The sequence below is a fragment of the Bacillus sp. GMa5/1 genome (assembly GCF_050172015.1).
Taxonomy (GTDB): Bacteria; Bacillota; Bacilli; order Bacillales; family Bacillaceae_G; genus Bacillus_A; species Bacillus_A cereus.
Map to the genome: position 1 here is coordinate 1 of NZ_JBNLYC010000311.1, position 3,153 is coordinate 3,153.

A 3,153-nucleotide genomic window follows, 5' to 3' on the forward strand; every position below is an offset into this window, starting at 1 on the left:
TTAAACGGTTTTAATTGAAATTGGTTGTGTATTAACCTTTATAAGCCAATAAAAGTAAATAAAATAAACAAAGACCCTGTAATAAATACAGGGCCGGATACAGGGTTAAGGGAACGCATAGTTTCTTAATATCATAGTAGCATATATTCTTTGTATAGCTACATGAGGATTTTGACAGAATTAAGAACAAGACAGAAAATCTGTAGGAAAGCAAATATAGTGCTGGAAATGTGATTTTAAATTAAGCTATAGGTATATTGAAATGGATGAAAACTCTTGAGTACCATGATTAAATTGCCTTTAATTATGAGGTTTAGGTTAGAGGGATAATTGGATCTTACTGAACAGAAAAAATGTTTTTTAGATTAAAAGAAGAAAAGACACCTTTTGGGTGTCTTTTCTTTAGGTAAACAGTTCACATATTGCTGAATTAGATACGAAACCATAATTCGACTACGAAGTAAATCCTAACATAATCTGAACAGAAAAAAATGTAATATTACATTTTTAGTTTTTAATTATTTTACTCAATATAGAGAAGCAACGTAAATAAAAGGGCATGCAGTCGTATCTGCAGCCCTTTTTAGGAGGAATTCAAGACACCATTAGGACACGTATCGGTAAACAGGTTCAAAAATAGTATGTGTGAAAAGAAAAAGTCCTATACCAAAAGTAGACAGGATCTTATCTTTTTTACATTTTTAAAAATGAAATGCTGTCCTTTTGAAATCAGTGCAGCACACATTTGGTTTGTAATGAAATTAGAAAAAGTATACATGAAAATGGCAGACAACTATTTTGTTGCCTGCCGGTGCCAGTGGATTGAATGAGTTAGTCAATTCAATAAATTGTGCTATCTCATTACCAGAAGAGTGAAGCCGCTAGTTCAAACGGCTTAGACATAGTTTGTCTAATAAAGAAAAAATTATGAGTAGAAATTTTGTTTGCTCTATATGAAAAGATAAATAGATATTCATCGGACAAGGATAATTTAGCATATCTTGAATAGGGTGTAGGAACGAATTAAAGAAAGGGATATTTGTTTAGGAAGGGACTGACTCAGGAGTGGGACTTTCGGACAGGGTTTGGGGAGCGGTGATTGCCTTTGGCATTGCGACTAATATCGTTGCTTGTATAATGGCAGTATACATTCAAAAATATGAGCTAATGATAAATCATCTTACAAATATTTTATTTTTAATAATTATCTCTTTAACGTTTATAAAGATGAAAATTAACAGATGGGTGGCTTTAGGATTTACATTAGTTGTAATAGAGAAAGGTATTAAAGCGGGCTATGACTTCTACACACATAATTATTATAGTGTCAGTTGGAGTTTAGCTATCATTGTCTATTGCATATACGAGATGGAAAAGTATTATATTGAAATAAACGAATAGGCGCAACAAAAAGGTGTTAGTAGGTGGAATTCTTTTTAAAATACTATAAAAAAGACACTACAAGAGTGTCTTTTTTTTGAAAATACTCTATAATTAACTTTGGGGAAGGTAATGTTAGAGTATTCGTTTAGCATTATCTTTATATTTGATAAACCATGAAATCGAAAGATTTTGTGGTTTATTTTATGAACAATAGATATTACAGTATTGGCAGTGAGTTATTAACCATTTTAAGCATTAGGGGAGAATGGATTAAAAGTCTAACATCGAATAACGGTTCCGGAATATAGTGTTGCGAAATGATCTCCCATATCCCAAACGGTACTTGCCTGTATATAGCCCTTAAAGCCTTCTGAAGAATAATAAATCTCTTTTGGTATACTTTCTTTAGTTTGGAAATGTGCTTTAGAGTACTTTACATAATGGTTTTTAACAACTTTTGCTTCTGGAACAATAGTGTTTTTTTGTTCCAATTTTGGCCTAGCACTAGAAGGTGGTATGAATTTTATATTGTCTTGGTAATTAGGATCTAAGGTGTCAGCTTGTACACTGTGTGACGAAACAAAGGTGCTTAGACTACTTCCCGCGATTAAAGTTGCAAATACTAACTTTGAGAATTTTGTTAATCTACTCATTCTATAATCTCCTTTTTATTATTTTGTAAGGTATCTCCTTACACCTCACAGTCTATATCCACTACAAAAGGGTGTACATACATATTGATAGACAAAATTCTACAAAATACCGCATGTTTTTGGGATTTATGTATAATAATCCAATGTCTAATAATCTATCAAAAGTAAAAAGGTAGGTCTTATATAAAAGAAAATGAATAATTTATGCAGGTAATGTATATGGAATTATTGTTTAAATATTCTAAAATGAGTTGATAAAGATGTTGGTAGGTTTTTTGGAAAACAAATAATTCCCTAGGTGAAATTTGGAAGGAAGATTCTCTGTTAGAGTTTTTATAAGGGAATTCATTTTCGTAGATTCAAAATGTAAAAATAACTAAAAGAGCAAGTGTTTCAATGGGTAAAAAGCAATGTTGAGTCTTTTTTCTCTGTCGGTGGTCGTCTAATCAATGAAATGACGGATGCTTATGATAGTTTGTGTCTAGCAACATTCGTGTATAAACGAATGAATTAAGAAAAGGGTGAAATATTGGATAACTCGAAATGGATGCCTTTAAGTAATGTTGATGATGATGAGAAAATTTGGGTAGGAGCAAGAGTTAGGGTGTACAATGTTGGTATGAATAGAGAAGATAAAGAAAATAATTTCTATGAATATATTATTTCTTATATCTACGACAACACTAACTACTTACAACTAACTAATTTAACAACAGGAAAAGCAGGTTATATTATTTGTGTCATTGAAAAAGAATTACCAAATAATTATGCTTTGGGCAGAACATTAAAGCAAAGAATAGGTTTAGAAAATACCTATTTTAGATTTGAATAATCAACAAATAAGGGAAGCACCAACTCTAAGGTGTCTTCCCTTATTTAATACTTTTTATCAATAATCAATATTAACAGAGCCTAAATAAAAAAGTGAGAAAAATGATAAACACTCTTCTCACTTTCATCAATTAGGGTGGCATATACATAAATATGCGTTTGGGTGGATTTTGGATGAAAAATCCACATGCATAGTATAACAAAAAAATTATGGCTTTTCGCATGTAATATTGCATATGAAAAATAGTAAAGTTTTAAATTTTAATATTAACAACTTATATATATG

The 3,153-nt window shown here is 30.8% G+C and carries 3 protein-coding genes; 2 read left to right on the forward strand and 1 reads right to left on the reverse strand.

The features are described 5' to 3' along the window. Positions 1–1,065: 1,065 nt before the first annotated feature. Entirely contained in the window at positions 1,066–1,401 is a 336-nt protein-coding gene (locus ACQGSG_RS27905; RefSeq protein WP_000524433.1) for a hypothetical protein, read from the forward strand. 260 nt (positions 1,402–1,661) lie between these two features. Here ACQGSG_RS27905 and ACQGSG_RS27910 read toward each other — a convergent pair whose 3' ends face one another. Next, the gene (locus tag ACQGSG_RS27910) at positions 1,662–2,036 is read right to left on the reverse strand and encodes a hypothetical protein (protein ID WP_000088957.1); all 375 of its coding nucleotides are present in this window, start codon (positions 2,034–2,036) and stop codon (positions 1,662–1,664) included. Positions 2,037–2,583: 547 nt separating this feature from the next. Between ACQGSG_RS27910 and ACQGSG_RS27915 the strand changes: the two genes are divergently transcribed. Further along, the gene (locus ACQGSG_RS27915) at positions 2,584–2,868 is read left to right on the forward strand and encodes a hypothetical protein (RefSeq protein WP_098869852.1); all 285 of its coding nucleotides are present in this window, start codon (positions 2,584–2,586) and stop codon (positions 2,866–2,868) included. Positions 2,869–3,153: the final 285 nt, after the last annotated feature.

What these genes read in the sequence shown, in the direction of transcription:
- ACQGSG_RS27915 (WP_098869852.1), top strand. Translation starts at nt 2,584, where the DNA reads ATGCCTTTAAGTAATGTTGATGATGATGAGAAAATTTGGGTAGGAGCA.
- ACQGSG_RS27910 (WP_000088957.1), bottom strand. Translation starts at nt 2,036, where the DNA reads ATGAGTAGATTAACAAAATTCTCAAAGTTAGTATTTGCAACTTTAATC.